We start from the raw sequence: 15,173 nt of genomic DNA on the forward strand, positions 1-15,173 counted from the left end.
GATTTCTTCATGACAAGGTCTCTCCTGCGGCCTTGCCACTAACTTTACAGTGGGATACTTCAGAGGGGAAAGGTCACCCGCGCCACGATGAGAGTCGCGCCTGACGGTCCTAAAAAGCCTCTCGGCTTCGAGAGCCGATTTTGTTGCCAGGTTGTCCGTCAGGCCGGTGTGCCGTTCACGTCATCCAATTTCAGCGATCGCAAAACCAGGTGGGTTGACTTCGGTAAGGCAGTCAGCGGGATTGGCTGATCAGACAGGTATGGCAGCCGATCCCGCATCGAAGGTGGTGTTGCGGGTCACCAGCGCCCAGGCGGTGCGAGCCAGCTTGTTCGCGAGCGCACAGGCCACGACGTTGGAGTGCCGTCGCGTCAGCATGGCACGGACCCAATCGGCGAGGGGGCCGGTCTGTCGCTCGAGCTGCTGCATGTAAGCCCGGGCGCACTGAACCAGCAGGCGCCGGATATTTTTGTCGCCCCTTTTGCTGATCCCCAGCAGGTTGGCCTTGCCGCCCGTGCTGTATTGGCGCGGCACCAGTCCGATCGATGCCGCGAAGTCGCGACTGCATCCGTACTGCTTGCCATCGCCCATCTCGGCGGCCAGCACGCTCGCGGTAATCGCGCCGACACCGGGAATTGTCAGCAGACGCTGGCCGAGTTCGTCCACAGCCAGTTGCCGAGTCATCTCCTTGTCGATCTCGCCGATCTGTTCGCTGAGGTACTTGAAGTGGGCATGCAGGCGTTCGAGAATGGCGATCAGGTGCGGTGGCAGTGGATGCTCGGCCAGCACGGCCGGCAGGCGCGTGATGACGGCCTTGCCGATTGGCAGGCTGATGCCGAATTCGAGCAGAAAACCGTGTATCTGGTTGACGGCCTTTACCCGATCACGCACCAGCGAATCGCGGACCCGATGCAGGGCCGACAGCGTTTGCTGCGATTCCGTCTTTGGCGTCACGAACCGCATGGCGGGGCGAGATGCCGCCTCGCAGATCGCCTCGGCGTCCACGAAGTCGTTCTTGTTGCTCTTGACGAAGGGCCGCACGAACTGCGGCGAGATCAGCTTGACCAAATGCCCAAAGCTGGCGAGCTTGCGGGCCATGTGATGTGCACCGGCGCACGCTTCCATGACCACGGTGCAGGCGTGAAACGTGGCGAAGAACTCGATCAACTGCTTGCGCCCCATCTTCTTGCGAAACACGGCTTTGCCGTGCTGGTCCTGACCGTGAAGGTGAAACGAATGCTTGCCCAGATCGATTCCAACCAGCGTCACGTCTTGCATGATGGCCTCTCCAGAAAAAAACACCCTACAGCGTAACCCGCTCGTAGGGTGGGGGTGACCATCTCATTAGCCTCGCTCGCTTGTTCAGGCGCGCGTCGCCAAGGTCCAGTTGCTCGAATTCCGTTTGTGTCCAGGGCGTCGATTCCGTGACCAAGGCGTCCGCTCAAAAGCGGAGAGTAAACGGCAAACGCCGACAGTTTACAAGCGCGGCGCTATGTCATTGAAGGTAAACGACCTTTCTCGCCACCGCGGACCGGCGGTGACGTTGTGTATAACGACATGCCCTAAAACTCCGGACATCCAAAATCAATTTTGCGACGTTAATTTACACAACCAAAACACCATCAAACCAATCGCACCATTAACCAATACCCCCACAATACATGAACATTTATTTTTAATATATTGTTTTTATTTCATTCCACCCCCTCCTGATACAAATTCAATAAATGAACACCAAAGAACAGACTCAACAAAGCCAACATCGCCTTCTCGATAGATATATTCACCGGCGCATTAGTGCGCGCAATCAAACCCCGGACATCAGAGTCGAATTGCTTTATTTGTTCGCAACGTAAAATGCGGAAGTGTTTCCGAAAACTGGCGTCACGATTCGCAAGCAACATGGCATCGAGCCAGAGCGTAAAAGAGCAATTTTCCTGGAGCTGATAACGACATTTTTCGATCATATCGAGCTCAATTTCCGTACATGTAGAAAGTTGCTTCAGGATCACTTTGAAACCGGCACCGATGTGTTCTTGATCACGACGTAGCAGCTCGGCGAACATTGCAACCTTGCTCTCGAAATTCGAATAGAACGCGCCTCGTGTATAGCCAGCGGCCGTCGCAATGTCTTCCACACTAGTAGAAGAAAATCCTTTCCTGCCGAATTCATCCCGTGCCACCGCAAGAAGACGCTCACGGGTTTCAGCCTTTCTCTGCGTACGCAACTGGCCTTTATGTCGCATGAGGAAATCGATAACAAGAAGATAACCTAAAGATGCGCATTTTAACGATCAAATACTGCGCAATCCCGCGCTGCAACCGGCGACACAATGTCACCACTTTCGATCGGCGCCCCAGAGAAACCGGCATGCATCTTGACCCGTATAATCCGGATCAAGATAGACGTGCATTCTATTAATTAACCCATCACCACCGAATTCATAAACGCTGCAAAAGCGACCGCCTGGAGTTCGCCCCCCAAGCCAGGATTCTCCATCATGAAAAATTCCTCTTGTAATCCCTTCAGCCACGACAAAATTTTTCCCCTCGAAAAATTGCATTGCATCAACATCGTGAATCAACACCTTAACCTTTCGCATCAATCCATCAATAAAATCAGAGAATTGCGCCTTTCCCCTGCCGATGCCGAATTTAGGGAAATAAAACTGAAAATCGTCAGAAAATAGATCAAAAAGATCTAGGCGTCCAGCATCACCTCGAGCAAAACACGCTTTCACTGCTGCCAGATTCTTTGAATCCGTGCTGAACGGTGACATAAGAAACCTCCAAAATTTTACGTTCGTTGCGCCCGGCGACGAAGACCCTCTCTGCGGAAATTGGCCGCAAAAATGGCTCGCCACCGGCATCCCGCTGATGCACTAGAATCGATACCCGATCGAAACGAAACTGACGAATGGATTGACGTTCACCTTGGTAGTCGTCGTGACAGTGCCAAGAGAAGATTGAGTTGTGAGAGTTGCCTTGGTAGACAACCACATATAAGACAAGGACGCACCAATAGACCAGTGCGAATCAATGTTGTAAGTCAACCCAGCATTGACAATCGGCGCAAAGGACTTGCTCGCTGATACCGAAGTCGGTCCCTCAAGTCGAGTGCCCAGCGTTGGAGAATAAAGAAGTTGTCCGCTTCCCACCGGACCGCTCAAGTTGATTGCTCTGAACCATACGTATGCGATACCAGCTCCAACATATGGCCTCAACCGCGCCGAGGGCTCGCCAAAGTGATACTGTGCCTGGATAGCCGGACTGAAGGCGCGCGTAGTAGCCAATTCCCCCGCCGACGTAAGCGTGCCAGTGCCTTTCACATGCAACTTGGGCGGAATACCCAGGATCGTCTCGACTGCAACGTGGTCCGTCACGAAGTACCTTGCCGTGAAAGCAAATGTGTCAGTGTCAGCAATGGTCGCCCCGCTCCCGGGCACCGGATTCGATCGCCCTAGCGCATTAACCGTCAAGGGTTGACTCGAATCCTGAGGTGCCAAATGTAACCAGCCCGCATTAAGAACCAACTGCCCGGCCGATTGCGCATGGGCCATTGAGATTGCGCCTGCCGACAAAAAAAATGCTACGCCTGCGTACTTCATGTCGTCTCCAAATTTTGTAATGCGGGCACCTCTACTGCGAGAACCCATATTTTTCGATCAAAAATCAATCGCACTTAAATAAGCATAAAAATATATTATTGATATAAAACGATGATTTTCCAGCCGCGTACATCCTGATGATATGGAGCCCGCTCCGGCGGAATCAGACGAGCACAATTCAAGCAACGCAAGCCAATATGGTTGTCATCGTTGACACATAATCATTCATTTAATATGGAGTACTATTTATATAGCTAGAATTAAAAATACAATTCTTATTTATCCATCAAGCTGGATTGGTAGCCGTCTTTTTCAGAGCATCACGACACCGCGATTACCTTCGAGACTTCTATTGATGCGACAATTTATTTCATTGCATAGTCTACATCTCTGAACATCCGGCATCGAAATGCGGAATACGCAATAAAACACATTCTTTTAACCTTCCAGCAAACGATCGATCAAGGCTACGCCTCACAACAACTGTGCATCCAAGTCAATCATCCTCGGCGAACGCCGCATTGGCCCAGCCCGATTAAAACACCCGTAAAATTTACTCAACTTTCTCGATTTCGGAGGCACCACCCTCTCAAATATAAACCAGTCAACGTCATCGATTAATTTCGGTCGTCGTTGCGTTCAAGGCATCCCTGGTCCATAGCGCTCCCTGCCTGATCGCTCGATATCGCTCCTCCACCTTTGCGTCATATTCCGGATGCGTTATCACGTAAAATTGGCTCTCCTGTACGGCCTTGGCGATCAGCCGTCCCAACAAAAGTGGATCCATTGCATCCGGCGAAGCCGACGGTGAGTTGACGGACTCCCTCGGGGAATGCGGTGGTAATCCAAGCGCAGAACGCGAACTCTTCCATAAGGAGGTCCGCACAGCCCCCGGACACACGACCGTGACGCCCACGCCGTGGGGAGCAAGTTCAACCGCAAGTGTCTCCGACAAACCAACCACGCCGAATTTGGTTGCGGTATAAGCAGTCGCATTCGGGATATCAGCCATGAGACCTGCTATCGACGCAGTATTGACGATATGACCACTGCCGCGAGAGCACATATCTTCCACGACAGCCGCGACCCCGTTGTAGACCGAGGTGAGATTGAGTTGAACCGAGCGATCCCAGGTGCTTGGCGACAAGGCCGATATCGGCATCCCGAGAGCACTGGCCCCCGCGTTATTGCAAAGGATGTCAACAAGACCCCAGCGGGTCTCGACTATGTCCAACGCACGACGCCACGCAGTACGATCCGTGACATCCAATGGAATAAAGGCCGCATCACCGGATTGGTGGTTCAACGCCTCGGTCACCGCCATTCCGCGAGCCTCGTCTATATCTGCAATGGCAACGCGAGCCCCCAGCTCAGCGAATGCGCGAGCGATGCCCTCGCCAATCCCGCCAGAGCCACCAGTTACAAACACGATTTTTCCGTGGAGGTCTTTCATAACAACGTCTCCTGCTTCAAGGCTTGCGACCATGCTGCCAGAACCGCCTGGCACGCCGTCACTCGGCAAAGTTGTGCGCGATCTTCAGCGGAAAGCAACATGTCGTCGCTAAATTCGATACCTTCGGACGCTTGCTTGCACGCTGTTTCGATTGTTTTTCTCGTGAGGACGGTACCCTCGAGCTCTCGCTCCATTACCTGCGCCCGTTTGGCCACCGTGCTTGCTCCAGTCACACCAATACGTACGTTACGTGCCTTCCCGCTTTCGTCCAGGTTCAACGAAGCCGCCACGCCGACTACAGCGAAGCGTGAAGCGGGATGAGGTACCTTGATATAGGCCGAGCCATTTAGAGGTGCAGGCTTCGGAAACCGGACATCGATGAGAATGTCGCCATGTTCCATCACGGTGGTAAGCAAATCCTGTTGCCAGTCCGTGGCGTCGATAATCTTGCCGCCCTCCAAACCGATCGTTACCAGTTGGGCATCAAGTGCGAGAATATGGGCAGGATAATCGGCATTCGGATCGGAATAGGACAGTGAACCACCGATCGTGCCGCGATTCCGAACCTGCGCATCGGCAATTGCGCCGGCTGCTCTGCAAAGACCGGGGAACCATTCGGCGACGAGCGGTGATGACTCGATTTCCCAATGGGTCGTCATCGCGCCAACCGAGAGGACATCCCCTTCGATTCGAATGCCTTTCAATATCTCGATGCCACCGATATCGACCAAGTGCGCGGGCTGCGCCATGCGAAGCTTCATTGCCGGAATGAGCGAGAAGCCGCCGGCGAGAATGCGCGCGTCCTCGCCATACTTGTCCAGTAATTCGAGCGCCTCGGCAATGTCAGCGGGACGGTGATAATCAAACGGAGCCGGGTACATGAGTTTCCCTACGACGGGCTGTGGCGACTTTGGTGGAGATCGGTCGGGTACGGGTTCTCGCGTTTCGGAACAGCGCGCTCCAGTACTTGTTCCCCTGCGACGGATCGCGCGTGCTCGGCTGCCCGCTGCACCGCTTTGATGATGTTGTGATAGCCCGTGCAGCGACAAATATTGCCCTCGAGCTGGTGGCGAATTTCGTGCGAGTCTGCGTCGGGATAGCGGGCAATGAGCTGCCGCGCACTCATCACCATTCCCGGTGTGCAGAACCCGCACTGCAAGCCATGCTCGACACTGAACGCTTCCTGTATCGGGTGCAACTCTCCGTCCTTAGCCATACCCTCGATGGTGACGATATCGCATCCATCCGCTTGCACGGCAAGGATGGTGCAGGATTTCACGGCCAAATCGTCAAGGCTGATCGTGCATGCGCCACACTGGGTGGTATCGCATCCAACGTGTGTCCCGGTCAGCCCCAATTGATTACGCAGAAGATGCACGAGTAGCGTGCGCGATTCCACCGTGCAATCACGGTGTTCGCCATTTATGCAAAGCGTGATGTTGTGCGTGCTCATACCGCTTCCTCTTCGACTTTCAGGTGGAACGGATTCCCGCGCATGGCCGCTAGGATGTCTCTCCAGCGAACTGGCAAGCTCGTGATTGGTGTCCTGCCGCCTAGAGCATCTTCGATAGCCGCAGCCAATGCTGCTGGCGGCGCGTTGGGACCGCTTTCGCCAACGGACTTGATTCCGAGTGGATTGTCTGGCGTCGGGAAACTGAAATGGACGAAATCGACGTCCGGAATGTCGGTTGCCCTGGGAACAAAATAGTCGAGCAACGACGCAGAGAGCAATTGTCCGTCAGCGGTATATGCGATCCGCTCGCCCATAGCCATACCAAAGCCTTGCGCAAATCCGCCGGAAAGCTGGCCCTCAACTACTTGGGGATGAAGTGGTTCGCCACTGTCGTGAACAAACACATACTTCAGCACCTCGACACGGCCCGTGTCAGCATCCAGCTCGACAACGGCAAGATTGACGCCGCTTGACCATACGACCGTGGACGGATAGAAGAACTCCGTAGCCTGAAGACCTGGTCCGCCAAGTGCGGCCATTTCAGGACGCCTCACGGATGCCCGCGCGAGATCGCCGAAGCGCATGCGCTCTTTTTTCCCAGGTATGCCTACTGCTCCGTTCTCGATCACCAATTCGCTTTCGTCGCACTTGAGGAATATGGCAGCCATTGCGATAACTTTCGCGCGTACCGCAATGCACGCCTTGTAGACCGCGTTGCCGGTGTTGATCGCGACGCGGCTCGCCCCCGTACCGAAGCCGATTCGCTGCATTCCCGTATCGCCCCCGAGCACATCGACCTCGGCATAATCGGCGCTCAGTGTCTCTGCACAGATTTGCGCCAACGTCGTCTCGTGGCTCTGGCCTTGCGAATTGACACCGATCTTGACTGAGATACGGCCATTGTCCTGGATGGTGACCGTCGCTGCTTCGCAAGGTCCGATTCCCCCTGCTTCGACATAGCTACCAATGCCAATGCCAATCCACCGCCCCTCGGCGCGCCCTTTGGCCTGCCGCCTTCTCCATCCGGCGTAATCGCCTTTTTCGACAGCGGCCTCGAGTAGACATTCGAAGTCGAGATTGTCATAACAGACAGGAACGCCGTCTCGGTAAATGAGACCACTGCGATAAGGCATGTCCACACGGCGAACGATGTTGCGACGACGCACCTCGACTGGATCGAGGCCTGTTTCGAGAGCGATGGCATCCAGGATACGGTCCATCGTGAACACCGCTTCCACGCGCCCCGCCCCGCGATATGGACTTGCGCAGGGTGTATTGGTCAGAATGCCCCAGCCCTCGACGCGCAGCGCCGGAACCTTGTAGTGCGTCGGAAGATGATTGATCGTATTACTCGCGAGCATCATTTCGAAATGGCAATATGATCCGACTTCCTTGTAAAGAACGAGGTCAAGTGCATGAATACGTCCACTGCGATCGAACGCGACTACGACGTCGTGTGTCTGCCGCCCCGAATGGTTCGATGCGAGCATGTGCTCAAGGCGCGTTTCGCTCCAACGCACGGGACGATTGAGGTAACGGGCAAGAATCGGCGCAATGATGTCTTCGGGATAAAACGCCCCTTTCAGCCCGAAACCACCTCCGATATCACGAGCGATCACGCGAACGCGATCAGGAGCGATGTCCAGCACCTGCGCCAACTTGTCGCGCATGGCGTAATGCATTTGCGTGGTGGACCAGACTTCCATGGAGCCAGTGTTCTGGTCCCAGCGTGCTGCGATGCCACGCCCCTCGATCGCAACGGCCTTGAGACTGGACGTCTCGAATCGCTGACGCAGGACCATCTCTGCACCGGCGAATACAGCGTCGACATCCCCCGTACTGTGCTTCAGGTGCGCCACACGGTTCGAATATCCCGCGTGAATCGGCGGTGCGTCCTCTACCATCGCCGCCGCCCAGTCCGTCAGAGCAGGCAATATCTCATAGTCGACCCTGACGGCATCGACGCCATCGGCGGCCGCGTATGGCGAATCGGCGACTACGACAGCTACTTGTTCGCCAACGTAGGTAATGTGTTTCGGAAATACCGGATGCTGCGGCAACTCGAGCTTGTCGACGTACGACGGGCCGGTACTCGTTGTACCAAACAGGGCCGGCAAAGTAGTATTGAACTCGGGCAATGAGTCGCCCCAGAACACACCGACAACGCCCGGAACGGCGAGTGCCGAAGACGAATCGATGTGCTGGATGTTGGCATGAGCATGTGGACTGCGCACAAAAGCCAAGTAAAGAAGACCCGGAAACTGGACGTCGTCGACATAGCAGCCTTGCCCGGTCAAAAAGCGTACATCTTCCTTGCGGCGAACACTCTTTCCAATCATCGCTTCACGTCCAAATCGATGTTTCGGTTCCAGGCTACGGCGGTCCACTCGAAAAGCGATCGCGGGCGTGCCGCGACAACCGAACGAGCGTGGTTTTCCTGGGCAACGGTCACTGAAAGAAGCCGTCTCTTCCGCACGTGACCCGATGTCTCATGCATCGGTGGTTACGTTAAATGAACTGGATGGGTGTGTGAAATGATGCTTCGCTATGTCAGCCATGCATCGCACCACATAGCTTGCAAGAGTCGAACGTACACTGATGCGTAGCCCCCCCTCATCGGCACTACCAACGCAAGCTGGTCGCCGTCTATGACCTCAACGCTCGCTTCTTTACGCCGCCTGAACGAGGCTGCGCCATTCGATATCCACCAGGTCAGCAGACTCCTTGACCATGTCAATGAACGCAAACGCAGCTGTAGACAATGCCTTGGAGCGGTCGCGAACCAAACCAAGCGAATATCGGATTATTGGTGACGAGATTGGGTAAATGAATAAATTCGGCCGGTCGCCGTTGAAGAGAATCGCGCTAATCGGCGCTACCAGACACCAGTCAGATGTCCGAACGAGATCATAGCTGGCGTTAAAGGCATCCATTACCATGACACGAGACGGTCGTACAATCCCTTCCGCGATCAGAGTCTGTAACTGACGGCCGATGAGATTTGACTCAGACGGCATCACCAGCTTAAGCTCCGGGACTTGCTCCAGGCGAACAGGTGTGAATGAGGGGCCGGCGACACGGCTCCCGGAGATGAGGACGAGCCCCTCATCGAACTCAAATTCGGCGATAAGGCTGCTGCAGTCCGCGGGCACCAGTCCCAGTGCAAAATCGAGCTCACCCGAACGCACCTGCGCGGTCAGATGTCCACTAAATCCCTCGGAAATTTGCAACGCAACGTCGGGATATCTTTCGACAAATTTGCAGATCACCTTCCCCAGCATGGCACGGCTGAAAGTCGGCGGAAATCCGCAAGTCAATTTTCCAGTGACAGGGCCTGTTTGAGCCAATTCAACAATTTGCTGCTTGACCTCTGCAAGGTTGCCGATCAACGGAAGGACCAATTCGTAAAACTTCGAGCCGATCGAAGTCGGCGTTACGCCGCGAGGTCCACGATCGAACAACGATGCGCCAACTTCCTCTTCGAGTGCCGCAATCTGGCGGCTCAGTGCCGGCTGGACTATATGAGCCCGATCTGCGGCACGCGTGAGATTTCGTTCCTCATACACTCTGAGGAAATACATAATTTGCCGCAGGTCCATCGCTGAGCTTCCGTAAAAACTGAAGATTATTTATTACGTTCGACGCTATATTCGAAGCGACGCCTATGGCACGGTAGATACCCTAATCGCTTCTCGCCCTTAGACTCGACGACGGCCAGCAAAAATACGTCCCGGACCAGCGCTATTCGTATTCAGCTACCGCCTTGACACTCACGTTCGGCCTTGCGTGCGAGATTGGCCGATGACAACTGCGGCAACCTCTTTCCCGGACGCCGCTATACGCCGCCCCTTAGAGTGAAGGTTAGAATTTCAAACATCGATTCGCTAGACACAGAGCGTCGAACATGGCGTTCCACTTGGTGGAACGCCATCACTCCTATTGCGACGGCGGCTTGTGAGACAGTTTCAACTCTCGATAGAATTTCGACACCCTGCCAAAACTAAGCTCGGGTTGTCGGCTCCCTCCCGCCGAGGGTATTGTGCACTGCATCACAACCAATCGAAATGGATATTCGAACCGGATCATCCTTGGACAATCCTGCTGAATTGGCCCCCCAAATCGCGATTCGCATGACCATCGTGAAGAGTTAGGCTCAGTGTGTCGCCCGGCTGCAGGAAACTGACTGACGATTGCAGCTCCTTTCGAAAGTCATCACGGCGACGTTCGTCGTCCATGATGTTGTTGACGATCACGTCTCTCATCCGGGCATGCGATGCATATCCGATCAACACTCCACCCGGCGTACCCGTCAGCACCATGTCACCTGCTTTCAGATCCATCATGCTGGCAAGTTCGGTCAGAGTCTCTGCGGGTTTGTAGATCATCTGTGAAGTACTCGCGGACTGCCGCACAGAATCCTTGTAGCTAAGCGTGAATTCGAGCCGCTCCAAGGTCTGTACCGTCTCGGCCGGACTCACCCAATAGAGCACTGGCCCAGCCGGACAGAACGTCCGATAGCTCTTGCCTTTGTACCATTGAAGCGAAGGCGCGCCGAACATCGTGTCCCGAGCCGACACATCATTGCAAAGAACTACAGCCGCAACATAGGCCCCCAGCTGATCTTCCGTAACGACGGCCCCAGCCTCCAGATCCCGACGCAAAACAATTCCGACCTCGGCCTCGTAATCCAGGAGCTCGACATCCGCCGGGCGCACGATATCGGCATACGGCCCGTTAAGCGACGAGCTGGCCTTGCCAAAGATCAGATTCTGCTTGCGTTTGAAAGCCCCAGTCTCGTCGGCATGACTGCGATAATTAAGTCCCTGACAGACAAGCGTTGCATCGCTCGTCACAGGACTGAGCAGTTTCCCCGCCGGCACGGTTTTGCCCTCGCCCGATTCAGGCAACTGAAGACCGTTTTCGATCGCCGAAATCAGCTCACCCGTTGTGGTTGCGTCAGTGGCAATCTCGGCAACCTTGATTTGATCTTCCGGACGAGTGGGCGCCTCCGACATCAGCAATCCCCAACTCGCACCGGCTCCATTGTCAAACCGCACAATCATTAACGACATCTTGCATATCCTCCGAGGTTAATCAGTCCAATTCAGGCCACCAAGGGCGGGCGGGTTTGCGAAGGGCCTCGATCAAAGCGCGAACAGGCGGTGGTGCTTCGGGAGGCGGCGGCAGTGCCGGGCGCATTGACTGCGGCAGATCCTGCCCCCACTCCCACAAGCCGCTGAGGGTCAGCGGATGGAAACCAGTCGGATAGTCAGCGGTCATGACGTCACCATCAGCGTAGTGTTCCCATTCATCGCCAACCGAATCGTGCCAATAATCGAAGAGCTGACTTCCCAATCGATGCCGGCCCATACCCCAAAAGTGGTGCCAACCTTGCATCCACAGGAACTGCTGCCCTTGACCGATGGCGTCCAGATCAATCGTTTCCGTCGACACGTGAAGCAATTTGGGAGCAGGCCCAGCCACGAGCGCAAGGCTATGGTGATCGGCAGGACTACTACCCCGGTCCAACCGGCAAAAGGCAAGAGCCGGCGTCCCGTCCGGGAGTGTTTGCATGTCCGACGGAATCAAACCGAATCGCCCCGTGTACCAAGCCATCATCTCCCCGAATAACGGCGTCTGCAACACGACATGGCCCATGCGCTTAATCGGCGACGGTGCAACCTCGGTCCGCACACCTGCGTTGACCCGGATGGCTGTTCCGGGCGAATTGAACTGCGTGATGGGAGCTCTCGTTGGGACAGGCTCAACCGGCGTGAAGCCGTGGATTAGATCGACACGAAAGCCACTCGGATCGACAAGCCTCACGCGCTCACCGCCGCCGGGGCCTTCGATCGCCTCGATGGATGCCCCCTCGGCGGCCGCGAGCTTCTCCAGATCAGACCGGCTACCAGCAACAAAGCCAAAACCAACGAAGGCATCCCGCTCGGAGGCAATTAGCTCGACACCGTAGGGAAAATTGCCACGGGTCCGAAAATATCGGCTCTTTCCTGACGAAGAGTCGCAGGGAAGAAAACCAAAGTCTGTCAGGAACCGCTCCATCGTCGCGACGTCCTTGCGCTCGAAGACAACATGGGCAAGGGCATCAGCGCGGACAATCGGATCGGGGCGCGCGGGAGCCGGCACGGCAGGTTGTCCCGGCTGCTCACTAATCGGGGTATTGCTCATTTCAATTCCTCAGATGTTGGACGATTGGGAAGCAAACCTCATTGGAACCCGCGCACGCGGTCGATGACCTCAAGCGCGTCGTCAGGCATCGCATTTCCACGCCATGCCACATGCTGATCAGGACGAATCAGTACAAGGTCGCACTCATAGATCCGCCTTGCATTGGCGTCCCGGATGTCAACCACGGTCAGCGGAAAGCCGCGGCGTTCCGCAGCCTCGACCAGCGGCGCCACGCTTTGGTCGTTGAAACGCAATAACGTGAACCACTGCGCAAAGTGATCAAACATGGCCGTCCCGTCCTCGAGAAAAACGTGCGGTGCCCGCACGCCCGGCCATGTGCTCGGAACATAATCGAGCAATCGCCACTCAGGTTCGTCATCTTGACCGCTAACGATCGGCGAGTCTCTATAGCGGTATCCCAGCTCAATCCCAAGTGATTCGTTTTCGGCATTGCCGAGCTCGCGTATCAGTGCCCCAAGCGCATCTCGCGCCGCTGCACCGTGACCGCTGTCCTCATGAATCTTTGGATCATAGGCTGCCATGATCTTGAAACGCACATCCATGTTCGCGCCGGCGGCCTCACAATTTCGCAGACCTACCGGGCGCCTTTCCGCCTCGATGCTTTCCAGCAACCCGGACCCGCCCCAGCCCTGCAGCACTGCAGCAAATTTCCAACCAAGGTCTACCGCATCGCAGATACCCGTGTTCATGCCGAAACCGCCGGTTGGAATGTACTGATGCACGGAATCGCCGGCTAACCACACGCGCCCGTGGCCATACCCGTCCGCCACGACCAGATGCGGGGTCCAGGTATTGGACTGAAGCACTTCGATCGGAAATTCCGCTCCCAAACAATCAAAGGCCAATTGCTCCGGAACGACAGTGGCCGGATCGACGCCTTCGGGAAGGACCGTATGAAGAGTCCAGATCTGCTCATCGTCTTGCGCGATCATCGTGCCGTGAACCGGTGCCTGATAGTGCCAAGCAACACCAAAGCGTTGCATGAGTTCTTTCGACGGCGTGCGGAAATGAACCATGAAAGCGCGGGCGATCGCGAACTTTCCGTTGAGACCAATACCAAGCTGCTCACGCACTTTACTGCTGCCACCATCACAACCAGCGAGCAATTTGCAGCGTACCTTGTGGATCTCTCCCGACTTGACCTCACGCACAGTCGCGGTGACGCCATCCTCGTCCTGCTCGAAACTTTCGAATGCCCACCCGAAGCGAATGTCTACACCTCGTTCAAGCAGAATGTCGCGCAATACCGGCTCCAGCACGACCTGGCTCAACCGCATGTTGGGCTCCAGCGGCATCGTGCCATCATTGTGCGCAGCGATCTTCGCACGCCACGCGTGAACATCCGGATAGGGAAACCGCGCCAACTCCCACTCTGCGAGCCGCGTTACCCAAGAGACGTCCATACAATTTTCGCGGGGTACCGCAGCATCGCGGATACGTTCCGCAACGCCCAAGCGGCGAAAATGCTCCATCGACCGACCGTTGGTGACATCCATCTTTGGATGCCGTGTCGTCGTATCGTTGCGCTCCACGACGAGCACATGAATCCCTCGAGCTTGCAATTCCAGCGCCGTGGCCAATCCCACCGGCCCCGCACCCACCACCAAAACAGGTACTTCGATCATATGTGTCTCCTCCTTTCGTTCCGTCTTCAGCATAGATGCGCTGCGACGTGTTTCCAGATGTATTTGTAGTTCATCGCTATCCTTCGGTCAACAAAAAACTCCACACTCGCGGTATTTACACCGACACCATGGCACCGAACGCAACGTGCTATGCCACGTTGACGGATTAGGAATAGCGCACCCGCTTCGGCGCGTTTCCATAATCACCAATCCATAACGATATGAACTACTAACCTATACAAACGTTGAATGAGATGACCACATCAACGTGTGATGTTCTCCAAATTTTTCGTACACGACACAATCTATAGTTATGCTTAATAGCCTGATGAATATTCCATTTCCCGATCGTCTTTAGCAACGCGCTTTCATCGAATGCTGACGCGCACTGTTGGGCTACGACGTCAGCTCATTTCCGTGCCGGCCAACGGGACTCGGCAACCCTGCGCTTGTTCAGCCCGGCATCCCAGATGGAATCCATTTGAGCAAATGCATCGCCCGAGACCGCACGTCAAAGCGCAGTGTTGTTCTTGAAGTGGCAAGTATTCAGGGTGTACTCAAGACCGGCACGCTCGCCAATTTGACGCACGCCGTCCTCCTCAAAGCCTCGTTCCGCGCACTCATGGAGTGCCACATCACGTTTGCGCGGCGTGCCTCGATCGCACGCCGCTGCTCGCGCCGCCGGACTTTCACTTTCCGTCCAGCCGACTTCGACTCGTCCATGGTCGCGGACTCGGAGCTATGACGGATTCCCGACGCGGTAATTTTCTTGGCCGGGCGGCCCATCGCATTCGATTCGGACGTAGACGCTGCAGAAGAGTCGATGACAT

At 55.5% G+C, this 15,173-nt stretch carries 13 protein-coding genes; all 13 read right to left on the reverse strand.

Annotated features, from left to right (window positions below):
- Nucleotides 1–249: 249 nt before the first annotated feature.
- The 13 genes from DIE22_RS36095 to DIE22_RS36155 all read right to left on the reverse strand — a co-directional run bounded on the left by DIE22_RS36095 (nucleotide 250) and on the right by DIE22_RS36155 (nucleotide 14,343).
- Nucleotides 250–1,275, reverse strand: a complete 1,026-nt coding sequence (locus tag DIE22_RS36095; protein ID WP_124607353.1) for an IS110 family transposase — start codon at nucleotides 1,273–1,275, stop codon at nucleotides 250–252.
- A 25-nt stretch (nucleotides 1,276–1,300) separates the two neighbouring features.
- Complete coding sequence (locus DIE22_RS36100; protein WP_124607354.1) at nucleotides 1,301–1,429, reverse strand: transposase DNA-binding-containing protein; 129 nt, start codon at nucleotides 1,427–1,429, stop codon at nucleotides 1,301–1,303.
- Nucleotides 1,430–1,691: 262 nt separating this feature from the next.
- Entirely contained in the window at nucleotides 1,692–2,243 is a 552-nt protein-coding gene (locus DIE22_RS36105) for a TetR/AcrR family transcriptional regulator (RefSeq protein ID WP_124607355.1), read from the reverse strand.
- Between the two features lie 90 nt (nucleotides 2,244–2,333).
- Nucleotides 2,334–2,777, reverse strand: coding sequence for a nuclear transport factor 2 family protein (locus tag DIE22_RS36110; protein ID WP_124607356.1), 444 nt, complete (start codon nucleotides 2,775–2,777; stop codon nucleotides 2,334–2,336).
- A gap of 102 nt (nucleotides 2,778–2,879) precedes the next feature.
- Nucleotides 2,880–3,605: an OmpW/AlkL family protein gene (locus DIE22_RS36115; RefSeq protein WP_124607357.1), complete on the reverse strand. Its 726-nt coding sequence runs from the start codon at nucleotides 3,603–3,605 to the stop codon at nucleotides 2,880–2,882.
- Between the two features lie 610 nt (nucleotides 3,606–4,215).
- Nucleotides 4,216–5,058: an SDR family oxidoreductase gene (locus DIE22_RS36120; RefSeq protein ID WP_185640770.1), complete on the reverse strand. Its 843-nt coding sequence runs from the start codon at nucleotides 5,056–5,058 to the stop codon at nucleotides 4,216–4,218.
- Entirely contained in the window at nucleotides 5,055–5,939 is an 885-nt protein-coding gene (locus DIE22_RS36125) for a xanthine dehydrogenase family protein subunit M (RefSeq protein ID WP_124607359.1), read from the reverse strand. The genes DIE22_RS36120 and DIE22_RS36125 overlap by 4 nt, the downstream gene beginning before the upstream one ends.
- Nucleotides 5,940–5,947: 8 nt before the next feature.
- A complete protein-coding gene (locus DIE22_RS36130) occupies nucleotides 5,948–6,511 on the reverse strand; it encodes a (2Fe-2S)-binding protein (protein WP_124607360.1) in 564 nt (187 codons plus the stop codon).
- On the reverse strand, nucleotides 6,508–8,850 hold the full coding sequence (locus DIE22_RS36135; RefSeq protein ID WP_124607361.1) for a xanthine dehydrogenase family protein molybdopterin-binding subunit: 2,343 nt from the start codon (nucleotides 8,848–8,850) through the stop codon (nucleotides 6,508–6,510). The genes DIE22_RS36130 and DIE22_RS36135 overlap by 4 nt, the downstream gene beginning before the upstream one ends.
- Nucleotides 8,851–9,180: 330 nt before the next feature.
- Nucleotides 9,181–10,110 carry a LysR family transcriptional regulator gene (locus DIE22_RS36140; RefSeq protein ID WP_124607362.1) on the reverse strand — a complete coding sequence of 310 codons (930 nt, stop codon included), beginning with the start codon at nucleotides 10,108–10,110 and terminating at the stop codon, nucleotides 9,181–9,183.
- 483 nt (nucleotides 10,111–10,593) lie between these two features.
- Nucleotides 10,594–11,583: a fumarylacetoacetate hydrolase family protein gene (locus DIE22_RS36145; RefSeq protein WP_124607363.1), complete on the reverse strand. Its 990-nt coding sequence runs from the start codon at nucleotides 11,581–11,583 to the stop codon at nucleotides 10,594–10,596.
- Between the two features lie 22 nt (nucleotides 11,584–11,605).
- The gene (locus DIE22_RS36150; RefSeq protein ID WP_124607364.1) at nucleotides 11,606–12,697 is read right to left on the reverse strand and encodes a glyoxalase; all 1,092 of its coding nucleotides are present in this window, start codon (nucleotides 12,695–12,697) and stop codon (nucleotides 11,606–11,608) included.
- 38 nt (nucleotides 12,698–12,735) lie between these two features.
- The gene (locus DIE22_RS36155; protein ID WP_185640771.1) at nucleotides 12,736–14,343 is read right to left on the reverse strand and encodes an FAD-dependent oxidoreductase; all 1,608 of its coding nucleotides are present in this window, start codon (nucleotides 14,341–14,343) and stop codon (nucleotides 12,736–12,738) included.
- Nucleotides 14,344–15,173 lie beyond the last annotated feature (830 nt).

The sequence above is a fragment of the Burkholderia sp. Bp9142 genome (assembly GCF_003853415.1).
Taxonomy (GTDB): Bacteria; Pseudomonadota; Gammaproteobacteria; order Burkholderiales; family Burkholderiaceae; genus Burkholderia.

Coding starts and splice junctions, on each gene's coding strand:
- DIE22_RS36105 (WP_124607355.1), bottom strand. CDS start 2,243: ATGCGACATAAAGGCCAGTTGCGTACGCAGAGAAAGGCTGAAACCCGT.
- DIE22_RS36155 (WP_185640771.1), bottom strand. CDS start 14,343: ATGATCGAAGTACCTGTTTTGGTGGTGGGTGCGGGGCCGGTGGGATTG.
- DIE22_RS36140 (WP_124607362.1), bottom strand. CDS start 10,110: ATGGACCTGCGGCAAATTATGTATTTCCTCAGAGTGTATGAGGAACGA.
- DIE22_RS36120 (WP_185640770.1), bottom strand. CDS start 5,058: ATGAAAGACCTCCACGGAAAAATCGTGTTTGTAACTGGTGGCTCTGGC.
- DIE22_RS36115 (WP_124607357.1), bottom strand. CDS start 3,605: ATGAAGTACGCAGGCGTAGCATTTTTTTTGTCGGCAGGCGCAATCTCA.
- DIE22_RS36130 (WP_124607360.1), bottom strand. CDS start 6,511: ATGAGCACGCACAACATCACGCTTTGCATAAATGGCGAACACCGTGAT.
- DIE22_RS36095 (WP_124607353.1), bottom strand. CDS start 1,275: ATGCAAGACGTGACGCTGGTTGGAATCGATCTGGGCAAGCATTCGTTT.
- DIE22_RS36125 (WP_124607359.1), bottom strand. CDS start 5,939: ATGTACCCGGCTCCGTTTGATTATCACCGTCCCGCTGACATTGCCGAG.
- DIE22_RS36135 (WP_124607361.1), bottom strand. CDS start 8,850: ATGATTGGAAAGAGTGTTCGCCGCAAGGAAGATGTACGCTTTTTGACC.
- DIE22_RS36110 (WP_124607356.1), bottom strand. CDS start 2,777: ATGTCACCGTTCAGCACGGATTCAAAGAATCTGGCAGCAGTGAAAGCG.
- DIE22_RS36150 (WP_124607364.1), bottom strand. CDS start 12,697: ATGAGCAATACCCCGATTAGTGAGCAGCCGGGACAACCTGCCGTGCCG.
- DIE22_RS36145 (WP_124607363.1), bottom strand. CDS start 11,583: ATGTCGTTAATGATTGTGCGGTTTGACAATGGAGCCGGTGCGAGTTGG.